Source organism: Halomonas sp. MES3-P3E (genome assembly GCF_002836035.1).
Taxonomy (GTDB): Bacteria; Pseudomonadota; Gammaproteobacteria; order Pseudomonadales; family Halomonadaceae; genus Vreelandella; species Vreelandella arctica.
Genome location: NZ_PJBT01000182.1, coordinates 1 through 24357, shown reverse-complemented (window position 1 = coordinate 24357; position 24357 = coordinate 1). Strand labels below are relative to the sequence as shown.

At 57.0% G+C, this 24357-nt stretch carries 24 protein-coding genes and 1 tRNA gene; 14 read left to right on the top strand and 11 right to left on the bottom strand.

Annotated features, from left to right (window positions below):
* Positions 1-407 precede the first annotated feature (407 nt).
* The 5 genes from urtA to urtE all read left to right on the top strand — a co-directional run bounded on the left by urtA (position 408) and on the right by urtE (position 6253).
* Complete coding sequence (gene urtA, locus CXF87_RS12700; protein WP_442906368.1) at positions 408-1799, top strand: urea ABC transporter substrate-binding protein; 1392 nt, start codon at positions 408-410, stop codon at positions 1797-1799.
* Positions 1800-1905: 106 nt separating this feature from the next.
* The gene (urtB, locus tag CXF87_RS12695; protein ID WP_101146826.1) at positions 1906-3540 is read left to right on the top strand and encodes an urea ABC transporter permease subunit UrtB; all 1635 of its coding nucleotides are present in this window, start codon (positions 1906-1908) and stop codon (positions 3538-3540) included.
* Positions 3541-3543: 3 nt separating this feature from the next.
* On the top strand, positions 3544-4713 hold the full coding sequence (gene urtC, locus CXF87_RS12690; protein ID WP_101146825.1) for an urea ABC transporter permease subunit UrtC: 1170 nt from the start codon (positions 3544-3546) through the stop codon (positions 4711-4713).
* The gene (gene urtD / locus CXF87_RS12685) at positions 4710-5546 is read left to right on the top strand and encodes an urea ABC transporter ATP-binding protein UrtD (protein ID WP_101146824.1); all 837 of its coding nucleotides are present in this window, start codon (positions 4710-4712) and stop codon (positions 5544-5546) included. The genes urtC and urtD overlap by 4 nt, the downstream gene beginning before the upstream one ends.
* Complete coding sequence (urtE, locus tag CXF87_RS12680) at positions 5546-6253, top strand: urea ABC transporter ATP-binding subunit UrtE (RefSeq protein WP_101146823.1); 708 nt, start codon at positions 5546-5548, stop codon at positions 6251-6253. The genes urtD and urtE overlap by 1 nt, the downstream gene beginning before the upstream one ends.
* 97 nt (positions 6254-6350) lie before the next feature.
* Here urtE and CXF87_RS12675 read toward each other — a convergent pair whose 3' ends face one another.
* From CXF87_RS12675 to parS, 6 genes are all read right to left on the bottom strand, one after another.
* The gene (locus tag CXF87_RS12675; RefSeq protein ID WP_101146822.1) at positions 6351-7271 is read right to left on the bottom strand and encodes a metal ABC transporter permease; all 921 of its coding nucleotides are present in this window, start codon (positions 7269-7271) and stop codon (positions 6351-6353) included.
* The gene (locus CXF87_RS12670) at positions 7268-8374 is read right to left on the bottom strand and encodes a metal ABC transporter permease (protein WP_101146821.1); all 1107 of its coding nucleotides are present in this window, start codon (positions 8372-8374) and stop codon (positions 7268-7270) included. Before CXF87_RS12670 ends, CXF87_RS12675 begins: the two co-directional genes overlap by 4 nt.
* A gap of 3 nt (positions 8375-8377) precedes the next feature.
* Entirely contained in the window at positions 8378-9160 is a 783-nt protein-coding gene (locus CXF87_RS12665) for a metal ABC transporter ATP-binding protein (RefSeq protein ID WP_101146820.1), read from the bottom strand.
* Between the two features lie 23 nt (positions 9161-9183).
* Positions 9184-10152 (bottom strand): metal ABC transporter solute-binding protein, Zn/Mn family, encoded by a 969-nt coding sequence (locus tag CXF87_RS12660; RefSeq protein WP_101146819.1) that lies wholly within the window; start codon positions 10150-10152, stop codon positions 9184-9186.
* A gap of 245 nt (positions 10153-10397) precedes the next feature.
* Positions 10398-10862: an RES family NAD+ phosphorylase gene (locus CXF87_RS12655; protein ID WP_101146818.1), complete on the bottom strand. Its 465-nt coding sequence runs from the start codon at positions 10860-10862 to the stop codon at positions 10398-10400.
* A complete protein-coding gene (gene parS, locus CXF87_RS12650) occupies positions 10859-11320 on the bottom strand; it encodes a type II RES/Xre toxin-antitoxin system antitoxin (protein WP_232774919.1) in 462 nt (153 codons plus the stop codon). The genes CXF87_RS12655 and parS overlap by 4 nt, the downstream gene beginning before the upstream one ends.
* A gap of 248 nt (positions 11321-11568) precedes the next feature.
* Between parS and CXF87_RS12640 the strand changes: the two genes are divergently transcribed.
* The 7 genes from CXF87_RS12640 (at position 11569) to ureG (ending at position 17034) form a co-directional block, all read left to right on the top strand.
* Positions 11569-12453, top strand: coding sequence for an urease accessory protein UreD (locus CXF87_RS12640; RefSeq protein ID WP_101146815.1), 885 nt, complete (start codon positions 11569-11571; stop codon positions 12451-12453).
* A gap of 27 nt (positions 12454-12480) precedes the next feature.
* Positions 12481-12783, top strand: a complete 303-nt coding sequence (locus CXF87_RS12635) for an urease subunit gamma (RefSeq protein ID WP_008956141.1) — start codon at positions 12481-12483, stop codon at positions 12781-12783.
* Between the two features lie 38 nt (positions 12784-12821).
* Positions 12822-13142, top strand: a complete 321-nt coding sequence (locus CXF87_RS12630; RefSeq protein WP_101146931.1) for an urease subunit beta — start codon at positions 12822-12824, stop codon at positions 13140-13142.
* Entirely contained in the window at positions 13139-14854 is a 1716-nt protein-coding gene (gene ureC, locus CXF87_RS12625; protein ID WP_101146814.1) for an urease subunit alpha, read from the top strand. The genes CXF87_RS12630 and ureC overlap by 4 nt, the downstream gene beginning before the upstream one ends.
* 199 nt (positions 14855-15053) lie before the next feature.
* Positions 15054-15605: an urease accessory protein UreE gene (gene ureE / locus CXF87_RS12620; RefSeq protein WP_101146813.1), complete on the top strand. Its 552-nt coding sequence runs from the start codon at positions 15054-15056 to the stop codon at positions 15603-15605.
* The gene (locus tag CXF87_RS12615; protein ID WP_101146812.1) at positions 15595-16338 is read left to right on the top strand and encodes an urease accessory protein UreF; all 744 of its coding nucleotides are present in this window, start codon (positions 15595-15597) and stop codon (positions 16336-16338) included. The genes ureE and CXF87_RS12615 overlap by 11 nt, the downstream gene beginning before the upstream one ends.
* Positions 16339-16383: 45 nt before the next feature.
* Positions 16384-17034 carry an urease accessory protein UreG gene (gene ureG / locus CXF87_RS12610; protein WP_101146811.1) on the top strand — a complete coding sequence of 217 codons (651 nt, stop codon included), beginning with the start codon at positions 16384-16386 and terminating at the stop codon, positions 17032-17034.
* A gap of 90 nt (positions 17035-17124) precedes the next feature.
* Here ureG and CXF87_RS12605 read toward each other — a convergent pair whose 3' ends face one another.
* Both CXF87_RS12605 and CXF87_RS12600 read right to left on the bottom strand, forming a co-directional pair.
* The gene (locus CXF87_RS12605) at positions 17125-17889 is read right to left on the bottom strand and encodes an SDR family oxidoreductase (RefSeq protein WP_101146810.1); all 765 of its coding nucleotides are present in this window, start codon (positions 17887-17889) and stop codon (positions 17125-17127) included.
* Between the two features lie 85 nt (positions 17890-17974).
* Positions 17975-18901, bottom strand: a complete 927-nt coding sequence (locus CXF87_RS12600; protein WP_101146809.1) for a YihY/virulence factor BrkB family protein — start codon at positions 18899-18901, stop codon at positions 17975-17977.
* A 440-nt stretch (positions 18902-19341) separates the two neighbouring features.
* Here CXF87_RS12600 and CXF87_RS12595 point away from each other — a divergent pair, with 440 nt between their 5' ends.
* Positions 19342-21135 (top strand): methyl-accepting chemotaxis protein, encoded by a 1794-nt coding sequence (locus tag CXF87_RS12595; RefSeq protein ID WP_101146808.1) that lies wholly within the window; start codon positions 19342-19344, stop codon positions 21133-21135.
* A gap of 81 nt (positions 21136-21216) precedes the next feature.
* Here CXF87_RS12595 and CXF87_RS12590 read toward each other — a convergent pair whose 3' ends face one another.
* The 3 genes from CXF87_RS12590 to CXF87_RS12580 are packed head-to-tail and all read right to left on the bottom strand — an operon-like array spanning position 21217 to position 23996.
* On the bottom strand, positions 21217-22479 hold the full coding sequence (locus tag CXF87_RS12590) for a TRAP transporter large permease (RefSeq protein WP_101146807.1): 1263 nt from the start codon (positions 22477-22479) through the stop codon (positions 21217-21219).
* Positions 22476-23000: a TRAP transporter small permease gene (locus CXF87_RS12585; protein ID WP_101146806.1), complete on the bottom strand. Its 525-nt coding sequence runs from the start codon at positions 22998-23000 to the stop codon at positions 22476-22478. Before CXF87_RS12585 ends, CXF87_RS12590 begins: the two co-directional genes overlap by 4 nt.
* Positions 23001-23996: a TRAP transporter substrate-binding protein gene (locus CXF87_RS12580; protein WP_101146805.1), complete on the bottom strand. Its 996-nt coding sequence runs from the start codon at positions 23994-23996 to the stop codon at positions 23001-23003.
* A gap of 145 nt (positions 23997-24141) precedes the next feature.
* Between CXF87_RS12580 and CXF87_RS12575 the strand changes: the two genes are divergently transcribed.
* Positions 24142-24218: transfer RNA gene (locus CXF87_RS12575), tRNA-Arg, on the top strand.
* The last annotated feature ends 139 nt before the right edge of the window (positions 24219-24357 follow it).

The window sequence follows — 24357 nt, the reverse complement described above, 5'->3', positions numbered from 1 at the left end:
GACGTCGGCGAAAGTTGACGCCCCGTTTTTTATTTACAATACCTTTAGAAGCCGTCAAAACTGTGTTGTGTTGACCTTGTCGTTTGTAACTGATCAGTAAGTATTAAGTAATTAACCAGAATACAAAAAGACCAGAGCGCCCATATGGTGCACTGAAACTTATTGGTGCATTGATGGCGTGCTTTAGTCGCCGTTTTGCGCTGTATATTGGTGCATGGGGTTATATTTGAGAATAATTTAAGACTGCTAAGTAATTGATTAAGTAATTTAAAATGGACGTTGTGCCAAACTGGCGCACCCCTTGCAGGTATTAATGGCTAGTGGACGTATTGAGGAGTTTCCAACCGGCTCCTTGAATACGAAGCCAATAAACAAGCCCCAGAGATAAGGGGTGCAAGGAGGTTCAAGTGACCACATTGCAGCACAATACCCATACTCGCTCGACGCTCTCTTACCAACAACAAGCGCGCTCAAGCCGCTCGCCTGGCCGTTTCGCCACCGCGCTGCTCACCGCGGCGGTTATGGGAGCCAGTGCCCAGGCCATCGCGCAAGACGATGACCCCATCAAAGTCGGTATCCTGCACTCACTCTCCGGCACCATGGCGATTAGTGAGACCGTACTCAAAGACACCGTCGAAATGTTGATTGAACAGCAGAACGAAGCCGGTGGTTTGCTGGGTCGTCAGTTGGAAGCCGTGGTGGTTGACCCGGCGTCTAACTGGCCGCTGTTTGCCGAACGTGCCCGTGAGCTATTGGCACAAGAAGAAGTCGACGTCATCTTCGGTAACTGGACCTCGGTATCGCGTAAATCGGTACTGCCCGTTGTCGAAGAGCTTAACGGTCTACTGTTCTACCCGGTGCAGTATGAAGGCGAAGAGTCTTCTGAAAACGTCTTCTACACCGGCGCGGCGCCTAACCAGCAGGCGATTCCAGCGGTTGAATACTTAATCAACGAAGTGGGTATCGAGCGTTTTGCGCTGGTGGGTACCGACTACGTCTACCCGCGCACCACCAACCGTATCCTCGAAGCGTTCCTCAAGGATGAGCACGGCATCGCGGATGAGGACATCATGGTCAACTACACGCCCTTCGGTCACTCCGATTGGCAGAACATCGTGGCCGAAATTCGCCGTTTCGGTGAAGAGGGTAAACCCACTGCGGTGATCTCGACCGTGAACGGCGACGCCAACGTACCGTTCTACACCGAGCTTTCCAACCAGGGCATCGATGCGGCCGATATTCCGGTCATCGCCTTCTCGGTGGGTGAGCAGGAACTGACCGGTATCGATACCGCGCCGCTAGTGGGCCACTTGGCTGCCTGGAACTACTTCATGAGCGTCGATAACGATGACAACTACGACTTTATCGATGCCTGGATTGAGTACACCGGCGAGGATATGGCCGTGACCAACGACCCAATGGAAGCGCACTACATTGGCTTCAACATGTGGGCCGAAGCGGTTCGCAAAGCGGGCACGACAGACGTCGACACGGTTAAAGACGCCATTATTGGTGTCACCGTGCCTAACCTTTCCGGCGGCTATGCGGCGATGATGCCCAACCACCACATCACCAAGCCGGTGCTGATCGGTGAGATTCAGGACAACGGCCAGTTCGATATCGTTTGGCAGACACCGTCTACCGTGGCAGGCGATGCCTGGTCGGACTACCTGCCTGGCTCGCGTGACCTGATTGCCGATTGGCGCAAGCCGATGGAATGCGGCAACTTCAACGTCGTTAACGGCTCGTGCGGCGGCAGCACCGCAGCAGAAGAAGCCGAAGCGGCACTCGCTGAGTAAGGCATCAACTCCCTTGCCGCGCCGTTATTTTGAGGTTGGCGCGGCAAGGAGCACGCTATCTTTCCCTCTTAGATAACCGTTTTTAAATAACCAAAGGAAGAACCCCATGAGGCGTTTCCTTTCCTTGGCGCTGCTCTGCTTCCTGCTGTTGGGGGCCACCCTCACCGCGCAGGCACAAACAGACACCGCTAACAACGCTGGTTCTGACAATACGGGCGCTAACGACAGTGCCGCCCTTGAATTGCTGGAAGCACTGGACGTTGAGTCCTACACCGCCAAAGGCGAAGCCATTACCGCTATTTTGCAAAGCGACGATGAGCGCGCTCGTGATTGGCTGCAGGCCTTGCTGGATGGCCGCCTACAGCGCACCGAAGACGGCCGCTTTGTACTGGTATTGGAAAACCGCGGCCGCGATTGGCCGGTAGCCGATGTTTTGACCGGCGAAGCGCTGGGCGAGATGTCCCGCCGTGACCTGGAACGTATTGGTATTAATAACAACCTGCGTAACCAACTGCGCAGTGCCATCGCGGTCGTTGACCTCTACTCGCCTAGCGTGGAGCGCCGCCGCACATCGGCCGAGCGCCTGCTAGGTGAAGTAGATGGTGAGCTGGTGCCCACCCTCGAGGACTTGATCGAACAGGAAGACGATGAACAGGTGCGCTATCGCCTGACACAGGCCGTAGCGATCTACCAGGCCGAAGCGGGCGAAATGGCGGGCATTGAAGCGCTGGACGGCAGCCTTCACCCCCGTTCGCGTGTGGCGTTAAGCCGGGCAGCCAACAGTGATGATCCCGTCGTCGCCAATGCCGCTGCCGCTTCACTGGCGGGCATCGAGCAGCAGCTCAAGATCAACCGCGGCCTGGAAACGCTCTATTTCGGTTTGAGCCTTGGTTCGGTGCTGGTGCTGGCCGCCATTGGCTTGGCGATTACCTTCGGGGTTATGGGCGTGATCAACATGGCCCACGGCGAGCTAATGATGCTGGGTGCCTACACCACCTGGGCGATGCAGCAACTGCTGCCCGGCCAGCCGGGATTGGCGTTGATTCTATCGATTCCCGCTGGCTTTATGGTTGCCGCCTTAGCAGGCGTGGCGATCGAGCGCGGTGTGATTCAGTTCCTAAAAGGCCGCCCGCTGGAGACGCTGCTAGCAACCTTCGGTATCAGCCTGATTCTGCAGCAACTGGTGCGCACGGTGATTTCTCCACTCAACCGTACCGTCATCACCCCCGAGTGGATGAGCGGTTCATTGGTAGTGAACGATGCGCTTTCGCTCACCCTTAACCGTATGTATGTGCTCGGCTTTGCGCTGGTGGTGTTTGTAGGCCTGATGCTGATCATGCGCCGTACGCGGCTAGGGCTTGAGGTGCGTGCTGTTACCCAGAACCGCGCCATGGCCCGCTCCATGGGCATTCGCGCCACCCGTGTGGATATTATGACCTTTGCGCTGGGCTCCGGCGTGGCCGGGCTTGCCGGTGTCGCGCTCTCCCAGCTCACCAACGTCGGCCCTAATCTGGGGCAAAACTACATCATCGACTCCTTCATGGTGGTGGTGTTCGGCGGCGTGGGTAATCTGTGGGGCACGCTGGTGGCCGGGCTATCGCTGGGTGTCATCAACCAAGTGCTGGAACCTTGGGCAGGCGCGGTACTGGCCAAGATCATCGTGCTGGTCTTCATCATCCTATTCATTCAAAAACGCCCGCGTGGACTCTTCCCGCAGAAGGGCCGGGCTGCGGAGGGCTAAACGATGTCACTAACGACCGAATCATCGACGAATTTTTGGCTAACTCGCCCGTTTAGCGAACGCTCTACGCAGATTTTTCTTGGCGTGCTGGTGGCCGCGCTGGCGCTAGTTACCCTCTTGCACGTGGCGGTTCCGCCGGATAGCCCGCTGCATATTGGCGCCTATACGGTCAACCTGTTCGGTAAGTACCTAAGCTATGCGTTGCTCGCCGTGGCGGTGGATCTGGTGTGGGGTTATCTGGGTATTTTAAGCCTCGGCCATGGCGCCTTTTTCGCTATCGGCGGTTACGCAATGGGCATGTACCTGATGCGCCAGATTGGTGATCGAGGCACCTACGGCCACCCGGTACTGCCCGACTTTATGGTGTTCCTCAACTGGGACAGCCTGCCGTGGTTCTGGCACGGCTTCGATATGGCTTGGTTTGCTTTCATCATGGTGCTGCTGGCCCCCGGGCTGCTGGCGCTGGTGTTCGGCTTCTTGGCCTTCCGCTCGCGGGTTACCGGGGTGTATCTGTCGATCATTACCCAGGCGCTGAACTTTGCCTTGATGCTGGCCTTCTTTCGCAATGAGATGGGCTTTGGCGGCAATAACGGCCTGACCGACTTCCGCGAGATCGTCGGCTTTGACCTGCGCAGCGACGCCACGCGGTTAGGGCTGTTCCTCGCCACTGGCGTTGCGCTGGCGCTGGGCTATATCCTCTGCCGTGCGATTGTCACCAGTAAGCTGGGCCGGGTCAGCGTGGCTACTCGCGACGCCGAAGCGCGCACGCGCTTTCTCGGCTACCGGGTCGAGCGCTTTCAACTGTTTGTGTTTGTGGTATCGGCCATGCTCGCGGGCCTGGCCGGGGCGCTTTACGTGCCACAAGTGGGGATCATCAATCCCAGCGAATTCTCGCCGATTTTCTCCATTGAGATTGTGCTGTGGGTCGCACTGGGCGGTCGCGCCACTCTGTATGGCGCGGTGATTGGCGCCATTTTAGTCAACTACGCCAAAACCATCTTTACCGGCGTTATGCCCGATGCCTGGCTGTTTGCGCTGGGCGCGATGTTCGTACTGGTCACGGTGTTTCTGCCCAAGGGGGTGGCGGGGTTGTTTGGCTATCTCAAGCGCCGTAAGCGCGACGATTCGGCTAACCCTGACCAACCACAGACATCCAAGGAGGCCTCCGCATGAGTTTGCTGCAATCGCTGACCCAGCGTGACCGGGTGTTCGATTTTATGGCGCCTCAAGCCTCACCGGTGGACGTTCGCCATGGGCCGATTCTGTATATGGAAGATGTCACCGTCAGCTTCGATGGTTTTAAAGCCATCAATAACCTTAACCTGACCATCAACGACGGTGAGCTGCGCTGCATTATCGGCCCCAACGGGGCGGGCAAAACCACCATGATGGATATCATCACCGGCAAAACCCGGCCCAATAGCGGCAGCGTATGGTTCGGCAGCCGCCACAACCTGCTGCATATGAACGAGCCTGATATCGCCAGCCTGGGCATTGGTCGCAAGTTTCAAAAGCCCACAGTATTCGAAGCGCTCTCGGTATTTGAAAACCTGGAGCTGGCTATGGCCGCCGACAAGCGTATTTTCCCCACCCTGACTGCGCGCATGACGGGGGAGATCAAAGACCGCATCGATGAAGTGCTGGAAACCATCGGCCTGACAGCACTGCGCCATCAGCCCGCCGGGATCCTTTCTCACGGCCAAAAACAGTGGCTGGAGATTGGCATGCTGTTGATGCAGCGCCCGCGTCTGCTGCTGGTGGACGAACCGGTGGCGGGCATGACCGAGCAGGAGATGGAGCGCACCGCCGAACTGCTCACCGGGCTTGCCGGTAAACAATCGGTGGTCGTGGTGGAGCATGATATGGGCTTTGTGCGCTCCATTGCTCGCCAAGTGACCGTGCTACACCAGGGCAGCGTGCTGGCGGAAGGTACCATGGACCAAGTCTCCAGCGACCCCAGCGTTATCGAGGTCTACCTGGGTGCCGACGACGAGGAGGCCGCCTGATGCTAGCGATTGAAAAGCTCAACCAGTTCTACGGTGAAAGCCATACCCTGTGGGATTTGGACCTTGACGTGCCCACCGGGCAGTGTACCTGCGTAATGGGTCGCAACGGCGTGGGTAAAACCACGCTGCTGAAAGCCGTGATGGGTGAGGTAGCCGTCAAAAGTGGCGAGCTGCGCTACGCCAGCGAGGAAGGCGAGATCCAGCTGACGAAAAAAGCCGTTGAGGCGCGCTCTCGCTTGGGGATTGGCTACGTGCCCCAAGGGCGGCAGATATTTCCGCTGCTGACCGTGGAGGAGAACCTGCGCACCGGTCTAGCTGCCCGCAGTGACGGACTGAAGAAAATCCCCGAGCGGGTCTACGAGCTTTTCCCTGTGCTTAAAGAGATGAAAAACCGCCGCGGCGGTGATTTATCCGGCGGCCAACAGCAGCAGTTGGCGATTGGCCGTGCGCTGGTGATTGAACCCAAGCTGTTGATTTTGGACGAGCCGGGGGAGGGTATTCAGCCCAATATCGTCGCTCAAATTGGCCAAGTGATTCGGCAGTTGATCAACGAGGATGGCCTCACGGTGCTACTGGTGGAGCAGAAACTGCCTTTCGCCCGCAAGTACGCTGACCGCTTTGTGATTATGGATCGCGGCCGCCCGGTAGCCAAAGGCGAGATCAGTGAGCTTTCCAATGAGCTGATTAAGCAGCACTTGACGGTTTGAGTTACCCACACCCGGTTACCGCCTGCCTGGCCAAGCGTTTGTCGAAAGGCGGTCGCTTTTTTGCGCGCAGATGAGCCGTGTTTCCAAAAGCTGGGCTTCAAATGCTGGGCGGCGGCTCCATCGGCGCCTGACGTGCCCGTTGGCGTTTGACCAGTTGGGTAATTACGCCGTAGCGTGGCCCTGCCAGAAAGGCGAGGATCAGGAATACGCCGGTCATGACGGCCATCATGCCGCCAATGGAGACGTTGAGATACACGGCGAGGTAGTAGCCAGAAATACTCGAGGCGATAGAAATTAGCGCACCGATGATAAACATCATCCACAGCCGGTCGGTCAGCAAATAGGCGGCGGAGGCGGGAACAATGGCAAAGGCGATAAACAGCACCGCGCCTACCGCATCAAAGGCCGCCACGGCAGTGGAGCTTGTTAGCATGAGCAGCACATAGAAAAGAATCGAGGGCATAAAACCGAACGTTTTGGCCAGCGCCGGATCGAAGGTGGCCAGCTTCAGCTCCTTATAAAAGAGTCCGATAAACGCGTAGTTGAGCACCGTCATCACACTCATCGATACCAGCGCCTGGGGGATGGGCAGGCCGAAGATGTCGAGGGTATCCAGCCAGACAAAACCGATCTCACCGAGCAGCACAGTATGCGTGTCGATATGCACATCATTGGCATAAATATTCAATAGCAGCACGCCGATCGAGAATAATGCCGGGAAGACCAGCCCGATAGCGGTATCCTGCTTGACCCGTTTGGTGCTCGCTAAGGCTTCGGTGAGCAGGACGGTCAACAGCCCGGTGAGGGCGGCCCCGATCAATTGTACCGGCCCGCTCTGCTGCTTGGTCAGCAGCCAGACGATAACGATGCCAAACACAATCGAATGGCTGATTGCGTCGGATAACATGCTGTTGCCGCGTAGCACTAAAAAGGTGCCCACCGCCGAGGAGGCGATGCCTACCATCGCGCCCACTAGCATAATGGGCAGGGCAGTTGTGGTCAGTAGCTCTGCCATCATGATGCTAATTCCTCAAAGGCCGCGACCACTCTTCTAGCCTCCGCCTGGCCCTGTGCCGTTAGCCCCCAGCCGTCGTCGCTTGGGGTGGCACCGCGTAGAGAGCGGGTTAGGTAGCCTTGCTGCTTAAGCTTGTTGAACATCCGGCGTGACCCAAGTGTTGAGGAAGCGCGTGCGGGATCGGCCGAGTGTTTGTACAGCGCATAAAGTAGCTGTTGTTGCTGCAGCGCTGACTTCTGGCGATAGTGCTTTATCATGCCCCATAGCAGGCCACGGCCGGGTGCCAATGCCAACGATATAAGCACGATGGCGGTTGCGGTAAGGACAATCAGCGGGCCGGTTGCCAGGCCACGCGACAGGGTGCTGATGGTCGCCCCTGAAACACCACTGACAATACCGACGCCTGCGGCGATGGTGAGCATGCCGCCTAGGTGGCGGCTCCACTGTCGCGCGGCGGCCGCGGGTGCCACGATCATGGCGGCCATCAATATCACACCAACCATCTGCAGGCCGACCACGACCGCTAGTGCAACCATAGCGGTGAGCGATGCTTCAATCACGGTGGTAGGCATGCCGAGCGTGCGGGCGTACTCCGCATCAAAGGTGACCAGCTTGGCCTGTTTCCAGAAGGCGGCAAGCAGCAGCAGCGTGACCAGCGTAATGCTTCCCATCACCCATAAATCGGAGCGCAGCGTCGCGGCGGCCTGGCCGAACAGAAAGGCCTCAAGACCACCTTGAGAGGCGTTATTGGTGCCCTGGATATAGGTGAGCAGCACAATGCCCACGGCAAAAAAGATGCTCAGGCAGGCGCCCAGACCTGCGTCGGTTTTGAGGCGGCTCAAACGCGTCAGCATCAGCATGATCAGCGCGGCGGCGGAACCGGTGATCAGTGAGCCAATAATGATCCCGCCAATATCGCGGCTACCGGTGATAATAAAGCTTAAGCAGATGCCGGGAAGGGCGGCGTGGGAGATTGCGTCTCCCAGCAGGCTTTGGCGACGCAGCACCGCAAAACAGCCCAGCGGGCCGCTAATCAGCCCCAGCAGTGAGGCGCCAATGACGACATTCTGAAAGGTGTAGTCAGATAAAAGCTCAAGCCACGCCATGGGTTACTTCACCTTTGAGGCGGAAAACATTAACGATTCATTGTCATCAAGTAGCGCGATTTGGCCGCCGTAAGCTTGGCGTAGGTGATCGATCTTGAACACCTCCTCGGCCTTGCCGCTGGCGATGACCCGCACGTTGAGTAGCAGTAGCCAGTCAAAGTAGGTGCGAACCGTTTGCAGATCATGGTGGACCACAATCAGCGTCTTGCCCGCATCGCGCAGGCGGCGCAGGATATCGATAATGGCCCGCTCGGTGGTGGCATCGACGCCCGCCATGGGTTCATCAAGAAAATACACATCGGCTTGCTGCACCAGCGCACGGGCTAAAAATACGCGCTGCTGCTGGCCACCTGAGAGTTGGCTGATCTGGCGCTCAGCAAAGGCACTCATACCGACCATCTCAAGTGCTTCCTGCGCCTCATGGCGCTCTTTGCGCCCCGGTCTTTTGAGCCAGCCCAAGCGCCCGTAAAGCCCCATGGTGACCACATCCAGTGCAGTGGTGGGAAAATCCCAGTCAACGCTTGAGCGCTGGGGCACGTAGCCCACCCGTTTACGCTGCGTGGCGTAGGGTCGCCCATGCACCATCACCTCTCCTGACAACGACGGCACCAGCCCCAGCAGGCTTTTGATCAACGTGCTCTTGCCCGCCCCGTTAGGGCCAACAATGCCCGCCATGACACCGGCGGGGATATCCAGATCGATATCCCAAAGCACGGGCTGGTTATGGTAGCTCACCGTCAGGTTTTTAATGCTCAGAGCGGTGTCTGTAAGGTCGGATGTCGCCATGGATGCACTGCCTTATCGAATGCTCATTGAGCGAGTTGCCACTCGCTGGCCCAGTCATCCAGTGCCTTTGGCAGCGGCGCCAAGGAGCCGCCTAGCGCCTCGACAATGTGCTGGGTGTTACGGTAGATCATGCCCATATAGGTACCATCTACCGTGCCTTCATCGCCCATGGCGTCGGAATAAAGCTGGCCGCCGATGGTCACTTCATGGCCGCGCTGCCTGGCGGCATCGATCACTGCCTGAATGGTACGCGGATTGATCGTGCTCTCGATAAATACCGCGGGCACGTTATTTGCAACGACGCTATCCGCCATGCTGCGAATATCGGCGATCCCGGTTTCGGTTTCGGTACTGATGCCCTGAATCCCTTCTACCTCAATGTCATAGGCACGGCCAAAGTAGCTGAAAGCGTCGTGGGCGGTGACGAGAATACGCTGCTCTTCGGGGATGCTGGCAATGCTCTCTTTAACCCACTCATGCAAGGCTAGTAACTGAGCCTGATAACGCTCGGTATTGGTTTCAATCGTCGTGGCGCACTCAGGGCGTGCTTCGCTAAATGCATCGCTCAGGGTGGGCAGTGTTTGGGCCCATAAAGAGACATCCATCCACAGGTGAGGGTCGACCCCGTAGACATCCTGAGCGGTGATCAACGACGCCGGATCAATGGAAGCGGGCGCCACGGCAAGCGTGGGTGTTCGTGCCGAGAAATTCTCCAGCACGCTCCCCAGCTGTCCTTCCAATGAGTAGCCTGAATAGAGAATGTGTTCGGCGCCCCGCAGCAAGGCCACGTCGCTAGCGCTTGCCTGATACAGATGGGGGTCTACGCCGGGGCCCATCATGGCTTCCACATTAACGCATTCGCCGCCTACTTCCTGCGCTACATCTGCAATCATCCCAATCGTTGCCACCACGCTTAAGGGCGTTTCATCGGCAGTTGCCAATGCACTTAAAGGAAGCGTTCCCAATAGAATCACGGCATATTTTGTTGCCATTATGTAGTAGCTCCAGACTCGTCATGAGGTAGATGGGTTAAAATTGCTTTGTGTAAACTGATTGTCCTAAGGAAAGAAGTATAGCCTTGGCTAAGTTTGTGACGCTATTCATGCAATGTCAAGCGGATAACAGACGCTGAGGTGAGCTGAAAAGGGTTTCTGAGTATTGCGGGAATAAACGTAAGACGGGCTATTAACGCGCCTTTGGAATCTGCTAAGAACGGTTTAAGTTACCCACACCCGGTTCAAAGTCTTGGATCGGGTTGAAATGGCAGCGGCTCGGCTGTTGCCATGGCTTGCTCGAATAAGGGGTGGGCCGGGTTGAGCATGTAGTTAAGCTCTCTTGGTACCACCACACTGGGCAGCGCCAGCGCTAAACTCTGGCCAGATGCCAGCCAGCCATCGCCTAGATCAGCCGTTTCAGCAGGCGCGGGCGCTTCCTGCCAGTTTTCGGGTAAATCCTCTACGCCAACGCTGAGAATGCTCTCGGTGGGTAGCGTCAGGCGCAGTAGCGCATAGGCGTTGAGCAGTCGATGGCTTTCCAGATGCACCATGATTTCCAGCAGCGCCAACGACTCGGAGCTTGCCACATACACACAGGCATTGCCTGGGCTGTTCCAGCGCCCTCCGTAAAGCCGTGCACCCTCGCCATCAAACGCGCTCTCCTGAAACTTGCGCTTCACTAGCCGGTAAGCGGTGACCTCGCTCATACCGACACCCCGTGCTCCAACCGCCCGATCAGGTTCAGTACCGTTTGATACTCCGCCGAGGTGGCACTCATTTCGACGGGGCGGCGCCCGCCTAGTCCGGCATTGGGTTTGAGCAGCCAGGCACGGGCGCCCTCCGCGTCACCCTCGAACAGGTCCAGCGCTGCCTTGAAAAGCTCGGCAAAGCGATACAGCCGATCACTCTCTGCCATCTTGAAACGGCCCGACTTGGCACGGCGGCTCAGCGTGGCAGAAGGGATATCCACATAGCGTGCCAGCGCCTTCTGCTCAATACCTGACACCTTGGCAAGCTGGGGGTAAACACGATATTCGACGCCTGCATGTAGCAATTCATGCAGCTTACGGCCGCGAGCAGGAAGACCAACCTGCTGCCAGAATCCGGACGCCAAAGCTTTGGGTGGCTGATATTGAGTGAAATGGATATCCATTGTGTTTTCCATTTGATGTCTTTTTATCTATCAAATGATATACAGGTTGATGGCACATTCGTCAAGAGCACGAATAGTGGCGCCCTTGCATGGTGCCTTTTAGTGCAGATGCGCACTTTTTTGGTGCGTTTTTCAGTTTGTGCCGCTAACAAAACGCGGCTTTTGTTCGATGAAAGGCGCTGCTCAGCGCCTTTCACCATTTTGGCGCATTAATTGCACTAGTTAGCTAATGGCTTACTGAAAGGAAGCGATAGCTAATTATGATGCTATGCGATATCGCAAAATCTCCCCTTGCCTCTGGCCACCGCTTTGACCAAGGCCGCCACTGGGCGGCATCGTTAGATCTGCGGTTTGCCCAACGCGACGGCGTTACCCGAATGGTACAGGCGCGCCACCAGGGGCCGCTGCGGGTGCAGCGGCCGTTCTACCCGGAAGGGCGCGGTGAGGCGTGCCATGTGTACGTGCTGCACCCACCGGGCGGTTTGGTCAGCGGCGACGCGCTTACCATTAGCGCTCATGTCGAGCGCGGTGCCCATGCGCTCCTCACAACGCCTGCCGCCAATAAACTCTATAAAGCCGACAGCCAAGGCGTGGCGTGGGCTCAGCACACCCGGTTAAGCGTTGAAGATGGCGCCACTCTGGAATGGCTGCCACAGGAAACCATCGCCTTCGATGGCTCGAAAGGCGAGCAGCGCACCCAGATTGATCTCCACGGCAGCGCCCGCTGCCTGGGCTGGGAAGTGATGGCGCTGGGCCGCCCGGCGAGCGATTTACCCTACATTTCTGGCCGCATTGAGCAACACTTCCGCTTAACCCTGGACGGCAAGCCGCTGTGGTTAGAGCGCCAACCGTTAGACCCACTTCACCCACGCTTTATTGGGCGCTGGGGGCAGGGCGGTGCCACGGTGCAGGCCACGCTCTGGGCGGTAGGCATTGAAGATGCACCTGCGGCGATTGAAGCCTTGCGTGAAGCGCTGCCGGATAACGCACGCTGGGCGGTGACCGTCCGCCATGGCGTGCTGCTACTACGCTACTTGGGTAACGCGCGTAATGAAGCCTGGGCATTATGCGAGCAGGCTTGGCAACTTTTGCGCCCCCTATGGATCGAGCGAGACGCACACACACCGCGTATTTGGTTAACCTAATCGAATAGATTGCTGGAGAAACGCCCCATGGAATTAACCCCAAGAGACAAAGACAAGCTGCTGCTCTTCTCTGCCGCCCAACTGGCCGAGCGCCGCAAAGCACGTGGTTTAAAGCTCAATTACCCTGAAGCGGTGGCGCTGATTAGCTTCGAGATTATGGAAGGCGCCCGGGATGGCCGCAGTGTGGCTGATTTGATGAGCTACGGTCGCGAGATTCTTAGCCGTGAGGATGTGATGGACGGCGTCGCCGAGATGGTCGATGAAGTGCAAGTGGAAGCCACTTTCCCCGACGGCACCAAGCTGGTCACTGTCCACACACCTATCAACTAGTTGTCAGCAACCAGGAGAGCATCATGATTCCCGGCCCAATGGTTCCAGGACAGTACCAATTAAAAGAGGGTGATATTGAGCTGTGTGTGGGGCGTGAGCGAATTAGTGTCGAAGTGGCCAATACAGGCGACCGCCCGATTCAGATCGGCTCCCACTACCACTTCGCCGAAGCCAACCCAGCGCTGGTGTTCGATCGCGACAAATCCCGAGGCTTTCGCCTGGATGTGGCCGCCGGCACAGCGATTCGCTTTGAGCCCGGCCAAACCCGGGAAGTCACGCTGATTCCCTTTGTGGGTAAGCGCGAAATTTACGGCTTCCGGGGTGATGTGATGGGCGCGCTAGAGGGGGATAAACAATGAAGCCGACCAACAAGATCAGCCGGCAAGCCTACGCCGATATGTACGGCCCCACGGTGGGCGATCGCGTTCGTCTGGGCGATACCGAGCTGTGGATCGAAGTCGAGAAAGACGCCACCCATTATGGTGATGAAGTGAAGTTCGGTGGCGGCAAGGTCATCCGCGACGGCATGGGCCAAAGCCAGCGCGCTGACGACACGGTGATGGATACGGTAATCACCAATGCGCTGATTCTGGACTGGTGGGGCATCGTCAAAGCCGACGTGGGTATTCAGAAAGGTCGCATCGCCGCGATTGGCAAGGCGGGTAACCCCGACGTACAGCCCGATGTGGAGATCGTGATTGGCCCCGGTACCGAAATCATTTCCGGCGAAGGCAAGATCTTGACTGCAGGCGGCATCGACTCTCACATCCACTTTATCTGCCCCCAGCAGGTCGAAGAAGCGCTGATGAGCGGTGTGACCACCATGCTCGGCGGTGGCACCGGCCCGGCGACAGGTTCCAACGCCACCACCTGCACGCCAGGCGCTTGGCACATTGGCAAAATGCTCCAGGCGGTGGACGACCTGCCGATGAATATTGGCCTGCTAGGCAAAGGTAATGCCAGCCTGCCGGAAGCACTGGAAGCGCAGCTAGAAGCGGGCGCCATGGGCCTCAAGCTGCACGAAGACTGGGGCACCACACCCGCCTCGATCAATAACTGCCTGAACGTGGCGGATGCCTACGATGTGCAGGTGGCGATCCACACCGATACCCTGAACGAATCAGGCTTTGTGGAAGATACCCTGGCCGCGTTCAAAGAGCGCTGCATTCACACCTATCACACCGAAGGCGCGGGCGGCGGTCACGCACCGGATATTCTCACCGCCTGTTCCAAACCCTACGTACTGCCATCGTCGACTAACCCAACGCGGCCCTACACGGTCAATACCATCGACGAACACCTCGATATGTTGATGGTGTGTCACCACCTTGACCCCAATATCCCCGAAGATGTGGCCTTCGCCGACTCACGCATTCGCCGCGAAACCATCGCCGCCGAGGATATCCTCCACGACCTGGGCGTGATTTCGATGATCGCCTCGGATTCCCAGGCCATGGGGCGGGTCGGTGAAGTGGTCTGCCGTACCTGGCAAACAGCGCATAAAATGAAGGTGCAGCGCGGCCTGCTGCCGGAAGACGAAGCTATGGGCGCTGACAATCTGCGCGCCAAGCGCTATATCGCCAAGTACACCATTAACCCGGCGATCACCCACGGCATCGCCCATGAAGTGGGCTCCATCGAAGTCGGTAAACTGGCGGATCTGGTGCTGTGGAAACCGGCCTTCTTTGGCGTGAAACCGGCGATGATGATCAAGGGCGGCATGATTGCAGCGGCGCCCATGGGCGACCCCAATGCTTCGATTCCCACCCCGCAGCCGGTTCACTACCGCTATATGTTTGGTGCCTTTGGCCGCGCAGCGAGCCAAACCCGGCTCAGCTTTGTCAGCCAGGCCGCGCTGGATGCAGGCATTAAAGAGACCCTGGGACTTAATAGCGAGCTAGCAGCGTGTAAAAACGTGCGCCAAGTGCGCAAAAAGGATATGAAGCTCAATGATGCTTGCCCCGATTTGACCGTCGACCCGCAAACCTACGAAGTGCGCTGCGACGGTGAAATTTTAACCTGCGAGCCCGCCACCGAACTGCCACTGGCTCAGCGGTATCACTTGTTTTGATTGAGCCATTATCCGGGGCGCCGGGGGTAGGCCTACGAGAGGGCGCTGTGAATACGTCCGTGTACGCTACTTTTGCCATCTGCCCTCCATGGATGGAGGAAATGCCGGAAATGTATGGAACATTTTCCGGCCATGGCAAAAGACCCTCTCTACGGCCTACCCCCGGCACGGCCGCACCGAGCGAGAAAGGACGCTAGTCATGCTAAAACTGATAGAACGTTTAGGGCCAGTGGAGGAGAGCGCAGCCAGCGACACGCTAACGCTGCCCTTCGAGCTACGCATTCGCGGGCGCTTGAAAGCGCAAAGCGATAGCGGCCGTGAGCTGGGGTTGTTTCTGGATCGCGGTCCGGTATTGCGCAGCGGCGAAGGCCTGAAAGCCGAAAGCGGCGAAGTCGTGCGTATCCGCGCGGCAGTGGAGCCGGTGGTTACCGCGCGAGTGAGTACTGGCTTACCGCTGGCGCGGCTCGCTTACCACTTGGGCAATCGCCATGTACAGCTGGCGTTGGGTGAAGATGAAAAGGGCGGCTGGGTGCGCTTCCCGCCGGATCACGTGCTGGAAGAACTCGCCGAGCTACTGGGTGCCGAACTAGAGCACCACAACGCCACCTTCGACCCGGAGCCAGGCGCTTATAACCAAGTGGGCGGCGGGCATTCGCATTCCCACGGTCATGGCCATTCGCACGGGCATTCACACGACCATGACCATTCCCACGATCATGACCATCCGCATGAGCACCACCATGCACACTGAGCTTACCGCACTAGAAAGCCAAAGCGACGAACTGGCGCTGCTGGGGCTGATGCAGTTGGTGAGCCCCGCGCTTCCGATTGGCGCCTTTGCCTTTTCACAAGGGCTAGAGAGCGCCTTTGAGCTGGACTGGGTACGTGATGAAGCGAGTCTTGCTGAATGGTTAAGCGGCGTGCTGGACGATGGTTTAACCCGCTGCGAGCTTCCCGTGCTGGCGCGATTGCATCAGGCGTTTGGCCAAGCTGATAGCGAAGCGGGTCGCGCAACCATAGCGGCGTGGGATGAGTGGCTGGCCGCCACTCGGGAAACCGCCGAGCTGGCCGCTGAAGACAGCCGCCTAGGCGCCTCGCTTAAGCGCCTATTGGGTAGCTTGGATTTATTGCCAAGAGACCAACAGCTGCCAAGTGAGGACTTACTAACGCCTTTGCTCCCGCATCAGGCAGGCTATGTGACGCTGTTTGCCTACACGGCTCACTTGCGTGGCGTGTCCGTGCGCCAAACCCTGCTGGGATTTGCCTGGGCGTGGCTAGAGAACCAACTGGCGGTGGCCTGTAAAGCGCTTCCGCTGGGCCATACAGCTGCTCAGCGCGTGATTGAGCAACTGCGCCCAGCGCTAGTGGATGCCGTCAATCAGGCGTTAATGCTGGAAGATGACGAGCTAGGCCCGGTGCTGCCCGGCCTAGCACTGGCCAGCGCCTTGCACGAAACGCAATATTCGCGCCTGTTTAGAAGTTAAAAAGCTCATAAATTGAAAAGCTTAGAAGTTAACGAGGAGAGAACGATGACTCACTGTTTACGCGTTGGTGTGGGCGGCCCGGTAGGCTCCGGCAAAACCGCGCTGCTCAAGCAGCTCTGTTTAGCGCTGCGGGATTACTACGATATCGCCGTGGTCACTAACGATATCTATACCCGTGAAGACGCCGACTTTTTGCTCAAGCACGACGCCCTCCCGGCGGATCGTATTTTGGGCGTAGAGACCGGCGGTTGCCCACATACCGCGATTCGCGAAGACGCCTCAATGAACCTGGCCGCCATCGATGAGCTACAGACGCGCCACCCAAAGCTGGAACTGGTCATGGTCGAGTCGGGCGGTGACAACCTCTCGGCCACCTTCAGCCCCGAGCTTTCCGACCTGACGCTTTACGTCATCGACGTTTCCGCAGGCGACAAGATTCCCCGCAAAGGTGGGCCGGGTATCACCAAGTCTGACCTGCTGATCATTAATAAAATCGATATCGCCGAGTATGTTCACGCTTCATTAGAAGTGATGGAACGCGATTCGAAGAAAATGCGTGGCGAACGCCCCTTCGTATTTACCAACCTTTATGACGGAGTAGGGCTTGAAGAGATCATCCGCTTTATTCTCGACAAAGGAATGCTGGATGAGCGGCGCCCGCAGAGCAGTGAAGGGGCTGCGGCTTCCGCTGGGTGAATGTTATTTAACGACGTTCTATGCAAAAGACCGCCAAATGTAAGGCGGTCTTTGTGGACGTCCGACTGGCAGCTGCTGGTATGAAAGCGATTAAATAACCGCCAGCAACCCACCGTCGACGTAAATGATCTGACCGTTGACGTAGCTCGACGCCGGAGAGGCGAGGAAAACCACCGTTCCCACAAGATCCTCAGGGACGCCCCAGCGTTTGGAAGGAGTGCGGTTAATGAGCCAATCATTGAATGTTGGGTCATCGACCAGCGGTTGGGTCATTTCGGTGATCATGTAACCTGGGCCGATAGCGTTAGTCTGAATGCCATGTTCAGCCCACTCCGCTGCCATGGATTGGGTCAACAGGCGAACGCCGCCTTTAGACGCCGTATAAGCACCCACCGTTGACCGCGCAACAGAACTCATCAATGAGCCAATATTAATGATTTTGCCGCCCTTGCCGCGCTCAATCATTTGCCGAGCAACATTACGGCCCAGTAGAAACGTACTGGTTAGGTTCGTGTTGATGACCTTATCCCATTGGTCGTGTTCGACCTCAAGCAGCGGGCGGCGGAGCTGCATACCTGCGTTATTGACCAGTATATCGATACTGATTCCATCATTTTTCAGTGCTTCAAGGGCCTGCTCAATGGCGTCCTCGTCAGCAACATCAAACGATGTTGTGAGCACTTTATGGCCTTCCTCAGAGAGCGTCTTGCGTGCGGCTTCAAGTTTGTCCTGATTGCGCCCATGAATAATAATTTGAGCGCCTGACTGCGCCAGCCCGCGAGCCATCGCAAGCCCCAGCCCGCCGGATGAACCGGTAATCAGCGCCGTGCGGCCGGTTAGATCGAACAACGTCATCGTTCTCACCCCTTGTAGCATTGTATTTTTAAGCATCGTTTTGCAGTAAGCGTTTTAAAGACTAGCTCAGCCGCGCCAGAGTTGCTCAATCAACCCGGGTAACCGGCTGACGGCTTGGGTCGATGTGCCATGGCAGACCAAGGCGGGTGTTGCGCTCCAGTTCGGCAATCACCTGGGCGCCAAGCAGTAAAATGATTGCGCCCACTTCCAAGCTGATCAGCACGATTACCAGGGTGGCCAGCGAGCCGTAAACAGCGTTGACGAAAGACAGATTGACGAAATAGTAAACCAATATTAGCCGCACTCCCTCCCACATTAAGGCCGCGACGAAGCCACCCACTATCGCTCGGTGTAAAGCGATCTTGACCACCGGAAGCACTTTGTAGATGGCGCTGAAGAGTAAGAAAACGCCGATGAAACTGGCTAGGTTAAGCACCGGTTCTGACAACCCCGCTAAGGGCAACTCGCGGTCGAAAAGCAGCATGACCAGTGTGTTTAGCGAACTGGCGAGGGTGACGACCAGGGTTAACACCATTAGTGCGGCCCCGAGAACCACCATAAAAGCGTAAGGCAGCATCACCGACACCCACACGCTGCGCTTGATATGCGGGCTATCCGGCGCATGGAAAATAATCGCTAGGGCATCTTCAAGCATGCGAAAGGCAAATGAGCTGAACAGTAGCAGAATAGGAAAGCTCAAAATGCCGATCACATCACGGGTTTCAAGCAGGCTGCGTACGGCATCCAGCAGTACTTCAGCGTGGGCGGGCGCCATGTGGCGGGCCTGAATAGCCAGCACGTTGAGCAGATGCTGCTGATCGACCACTTGGGTTAATAGCACCACGAGCAGCGCAAATAGCGGCACGATAGAGAGCAAAATGTTATAGCCCACGCCGCCCGCCAGTAGAATGCCGTGGTTTTTGAGAAAATTGCGTAATACACGCCAAGCAAAGAGTACCAACTTAGGGATCAGGAGCAGGGCAGCACTAATAAACGAGGAATTTTGAACCATGGCTTGCCGTTCTCCTTGTACGCTAGCGCCATGATACGCTGCTGGCGCAAGTAAGTAACAAAAGCAAGTAACAAGCGCAAATAACAAGGACGTCAGGAGATGTCAGATCGAGATTAGATAACGAGGTTATTAAAAGAGGGAAAAAGACATTAGCAATAAAAAGGTCGCCCTGACCAGGCGGTAGAAAAGGTCAAGGCAACCGAAGAACATGTGTTAGCTTCTTGCTAAAACGGGCCATCCCTGGCCACCACTCCCCCACCATGAATGGATCAGGGTGCTTTTACCTTAATCTAGGTTATGGTACGCAATTTTTTTAGCTAAATAGTTGCCTATAAAGTAAAAAAACCAAAAAAGTGGTTAAAGTTGACACATAGTAAGTCGATATATACTCCATCTCTTTACTAAAACCCTTTCTAAAGATCGAACCTGGAAGACACACAATGCCCACTTTGCCTATCCCTTCTAATACGGCTCCCCCTAAGTCAGGTCTTGGCTTGCAAACCAAGGTGTTGATACTGGTGTTGCTCCCTCTTTTGGTCGTGACCGTGGCGCTGGTGGGGTTTAACGCCTTTAGCACTACCCAAGATACCAATGACACGCTAGCCGAACAGAGAGAGCTGTTGATTGAAGAGCGTCGAGCGTCGGTACGTGACATCGTACAAATGGCGACCACCGCGATTGCCCCTATTTATGCCGAAGCTGACGCGAACGACCGTGAAGCCAAAGCACGCGCTGCAGAAATATTGCGCGCGATGCGTTTTGAAGGTGAAAACTACATCTTCGTTTATGAGTTTGACGGCACCAATGTGGTGTTACCCCTCTCGCCTGCGCGTGAAGGCACCAATCTAAACGACTTACAGGCGCCTGACGGTACTTATATCGTGCGTGATTTTATCTCGGTGGGCCAAGGGGGCGGCGGTTTTTACGAATACCCGTGGGAGTATCCTGGCACCAACGAACCAGAGCCTAAGCACTCTTACATTGATCAACTAGAGAAGTGGGGCTGGATAGTCGGCGCTGGTGTTTATATGACCGATGTCGACGACGCCGTTGCCGAGCTTGAAGCCGCGGCTGCCGCCGATTTGCGCCAAAGTATTATATTCTCTTCCCTGTTGGGACTGGGTCTATTTGTTGTCATTGCTCTGCTGACGTACGGCTTGGTGCGTCGCACCGTAGGGCCTATCAAGCGCACCTCTGCGGCTATGCACGATATCGCCCAAGGGCGCGGTGACCTAACCCGCCGGTTAACGGTCGAGAGCAGTGATGAAATTGGCGAGTTGGGCATTCAGTTCAACGCCTTCGTGGCACGCATGCAGGAGACGCTACGTGACGTGCGCAGCAGCACGCTTAGCGTGCATCAGGCAGCGGGTGAAATCTCGCAAAGCTCTGAAGAACTCGCCACACGCACCGAGCAGGCGGCGGCTAATCTGCAACAAACTTCCGCCTCCATGGAAGAGATTACCTCCAACGTCAATCACAGCGCTGACAATGCCCAGCAGGCCAATACGCTAGTGCTCTCCACCGCTGAAGTCGCCCGCGAAGGCGAGGCCGCGATGGGGCAGGTCGAAACGACGATGCAGGATATCAACGACTCCGCATCGCGCATTAGCGACATCATTAGCATGATCGACGCGATTGCCTTTCAGACCAATATTCTGGCGCTTAATGCGTCGGTAGAGGCTGCGCGGGCAGGGGAGCATGGCCGCGGCTTTGCCGTCGTTGCTCAAGAAGTGCGCATTTTGGCCAGCCGCTCAAGCGATGCTTCCAAAGAGATCCGGACGCTTATCGATGCCTCTGTGCAGCACACGAATTCCGGCGCGAAGTTGGTACGCAATGCTGGCGATACCATGCGCGAAATCGTTTCCAGTGTAGCGAAAGTCACCGATGTGATTGGCGAAATCACTGCCGGTGCTAAAGAGCAGAGCAGCGGCATCGGACAGATCAACACCGCCGTGGCAGAGATGGACACCATGACTCAGCAAAACGCGGCCATGGTGCAAGAGTCGACTACCGCCGCCGCTAACATGCGTCGTCATGCGGAGCACCTGAACCAGCTAATCAACTCCTTTGTGCTAGGTGACGATGAGCCCACGCCGCGGCACCAAGCGCTGGCCTCGCCATCTGCCTCCCAGCGGGGCAATGCCAACGGGCTGAAACGCCCAGCGCTTGCTGCAAAACCTTCGTCACAGCCGTCATCTAGCCATCAGGCAGAGGATGAGTGGGAAGCGTTCTAACGGTTGCTTAGCCATCAGTAAAAAACGGGGCTTGCCAAGTGGCAAGCCCCGTTGCGTTTACCGCCCTCAGAAAGCGCGTGGCTAACCACCTGACCAGCCTAATAAAATCGGCACGTAGACGACTAGCAGCAACACCCCGATCAACCCCAGCAGGTAAGGAATGATGGCGCGGGTAATGCGTTCCAGCGGCAGCTGGGTAATCGAAGATGCCACGTACAGATTGATCGCCACCGGCGGGGTAATCATCCCGATGGAGAGCCCCACTACGATAATCAAGCCAAAGTGGATCGGATCAATGCCCAGCTGCAGCACCAGCGGTAACAGCACCGGGGTGAGGATAATCAGCGCACTGGCGGTTTCGATGAATACCCCAGTCAGCAGAATAATTCCGACGATCAGCAGCATGATCACGTAAGGATTGGTGGAGAGCGACAGCACGGCTTGGGCAATCGCCCCCGGCACCTGCCAGCTTGAGAGCGTCCAGCTCAGCACTGCCGACATGGCAATCACCAGCATAATCACTGCGGTAGTCATCGCCGAACGGATCAGCAGCTTATAAACCTGCGGGAGGGTTAGGTCACGGTACACGAACAGCGACACCAACATGGCGTAGTTCACCGCCACGACCGCCGCTTCTGAAGGCGTGAAGATCCCCGAGAAGATACCGCCGAGGATAATCACCGGGGTCATCAACCCCCAGCTGGCATCTTTAAAGGTATGCCAGATGGTGGTTAGCGAGAGCGGTGTACCCTTGGGGTATTGGCGCTTGTAGGCCTGGGCTATCGCAATAGCCATCAACCCCAGCCCCATCGCCAGCCCCGGCAAAAAGCCGTTCAGAAACAGCTTGGAGACGGACTGCTGGGCGATGACCGCGTAGATGATCATCGGCACCGAGGGCGGGATCACCACCCCGATGGTGCCGCTGGCGGCGATCAAACTGGCCGCTGAGGCGGGGTCGTAGCCTTTGCGCTTGAGCTCCGGCACTAGGCTGGAACCCACCGCCGCCGTGGTTGCGGCACCGGAGCCGGAGATGGCCGCAAAGAACATGCCCGCCATCACCGAGACCACCGACAGCCCGCCGCGCATAAAGCCAACTAACGAATCGGCAAAGCTGACCAGCTTTTCGCTCACCTTGCCCTGGGCCATTAGATCCCCGGCGAGGATAAACATCGGGATCGCCACCAAAGCGAAGGAGTTGATGCCCTGGAACATCTGCTGGGTGACCACCATTAGCGGCACGCCGGATTGATACAGGGCGTAGAGCGTGCTGGCGCCAATCGCAAAGGCAATTGGCACCCCTAGCAGCATAAACAGGAAGAACAGCCCAAAGAGCAGCAGCGTCATAGCGGCTCCTCCTGAGCGTGGGTCGTCTCGTCGCCTAGCAGCAGTTCAATGATATCGACCAGCGCATACCAGGCCATGATCGCCGCGCAGATCGGCATCACTGCGTAGACATAGGTCATGGATAGACGCAGCGAGGCGGATTTCTGGAAGCTCTGCACCTGCATGTAGCGGTAGCCGATCACGATCAGCGTGATCATGAACGCCAAAACAATCAGCAGGGCAGCAATGCTCGCGATTTGGCGCAGGCGGCCGGGCAGGGCGTCCACTACAAAGGTCACGGCAATGTGTCGCCCACGCTGAAATGCCAGGGTGCCGGCCAGAAAGGTGATCCACACCAGCAGAAAGCGGGCGACCTCTTCCGTCCAGCCGACGGCGGTGAACAGCACCCGCGAGACGATCTGCAGGGTAATCACCCCAATCAGCGCTGCCATGCCCGCAAAGACCACGGGCTGGATGATGGCATCCAGCCCGCGCTCGATTCGACGCAGCAGCTTTAACAGCGGTTGAGTCGTGGTGGTCACTTACTTGAGCGCCTCCTGAATGCGCGGCAGGTAGTCACCGAACTGTTCGCCGTACTTCTCATACACCGGCGCCACGGCGGATTGGAAGGCTTCCATATCCGGATTATCGTTGATCTCCATGCCTGCATCGCGCAGCGCTTGCAGCTGCTCGCTTTCCATTTCTGCGTTCACCTGACGCTCATGCTCTGCGGCTTCCTGGGCGGCCGTTAGCAGTACCTCTTGGGCCTGTTCTGGCAGCTGATTCCAGACAGGCATGCCCATCACAAAAATCGCCGGGGCGTAGGTGTGGCGCGAAAGGGTCATGTAGTTCTGGGTTTCATCCAGGTTGAACGAGTGAATCACGTTCACTGGGTTCTCCTGGCCGTCGATGGTGCCCTGTTGCATGGCGGTAAGCGCTTCTGTCCACGCCATGGGGATGGCGTTGGCGCCCAGCTCGCGGAAGGTGTCGGTATAAACCGGGTTTTCCATCACGCGAATGCGCAGGCCATCCAGGTCTTCCGGCGTATTGATCGCCCGCTCGCTGTTGGTCAGGTTACGGAAACCACGCTCGGCGTAAGCCATGCCTTTCAGGTTCACTTCTGAAAGCTTGTCGAGCAGCTCCTGGCCGATCTCGCCATCAAGCACTTCGTAAGCGGCTTCCGGGGAGGGGAACAGGAACGGCAGTTCAAACACCGCCATCTCTTCCACAAAGTTGGCCACCGGCCCGTTGGTAATCACGCCCATATCCACGGTGCCGATCTGCATGCCTTCCAGCAGCGTGCGCTCGTCACCCAGGGTGGCGTTGGGGAAAATCTCGATATCGACCTTGCCGTCGGTGCGCTCTTCCACCAGCTCTTCAAACTTGGTGGCGGCGATATGGAAACCATCCTGCTCATTGACCACGTGGGCCAAGCGCAGGGTAACGGGGTCCATATCAGCAAAATCAGCGGCGTTCGCGGCGCTGACCAGCGCCAGTGAGATGCCCAGTGCCAGCGTGCTACGTGCAAAAGTTTTCATATTATTGTGTTCCCGATTTTTCTAAGGTGCAGAAGTGCTTCCAAAGCATGCACTAGAGAAGGGAAAAGGGTCAATTGAACAAGCCCGCAAAACCGCTTCGCGGCTGGACACAGCCGCCCCGCACGGTTACGATACGCACCCACAAGCGCCCGTAGCTCAGTTGGATAGAGTATCGGCCTCCGAAGCCGAGGGTCGCAGGTTCAAATCCTGCCGGGCGCGCCAAATTGCAAAAAAGGGACCTGCGAGAAATCGCAGGTCCCTTTTTTGTTTGCGGTCGAGACTACACACAAAATGATAACAGGTGGTTGTAAAGAAGAGTTTGCATTGCTCAATAATCGATGTTTTGGCTTTTTTCAACAAC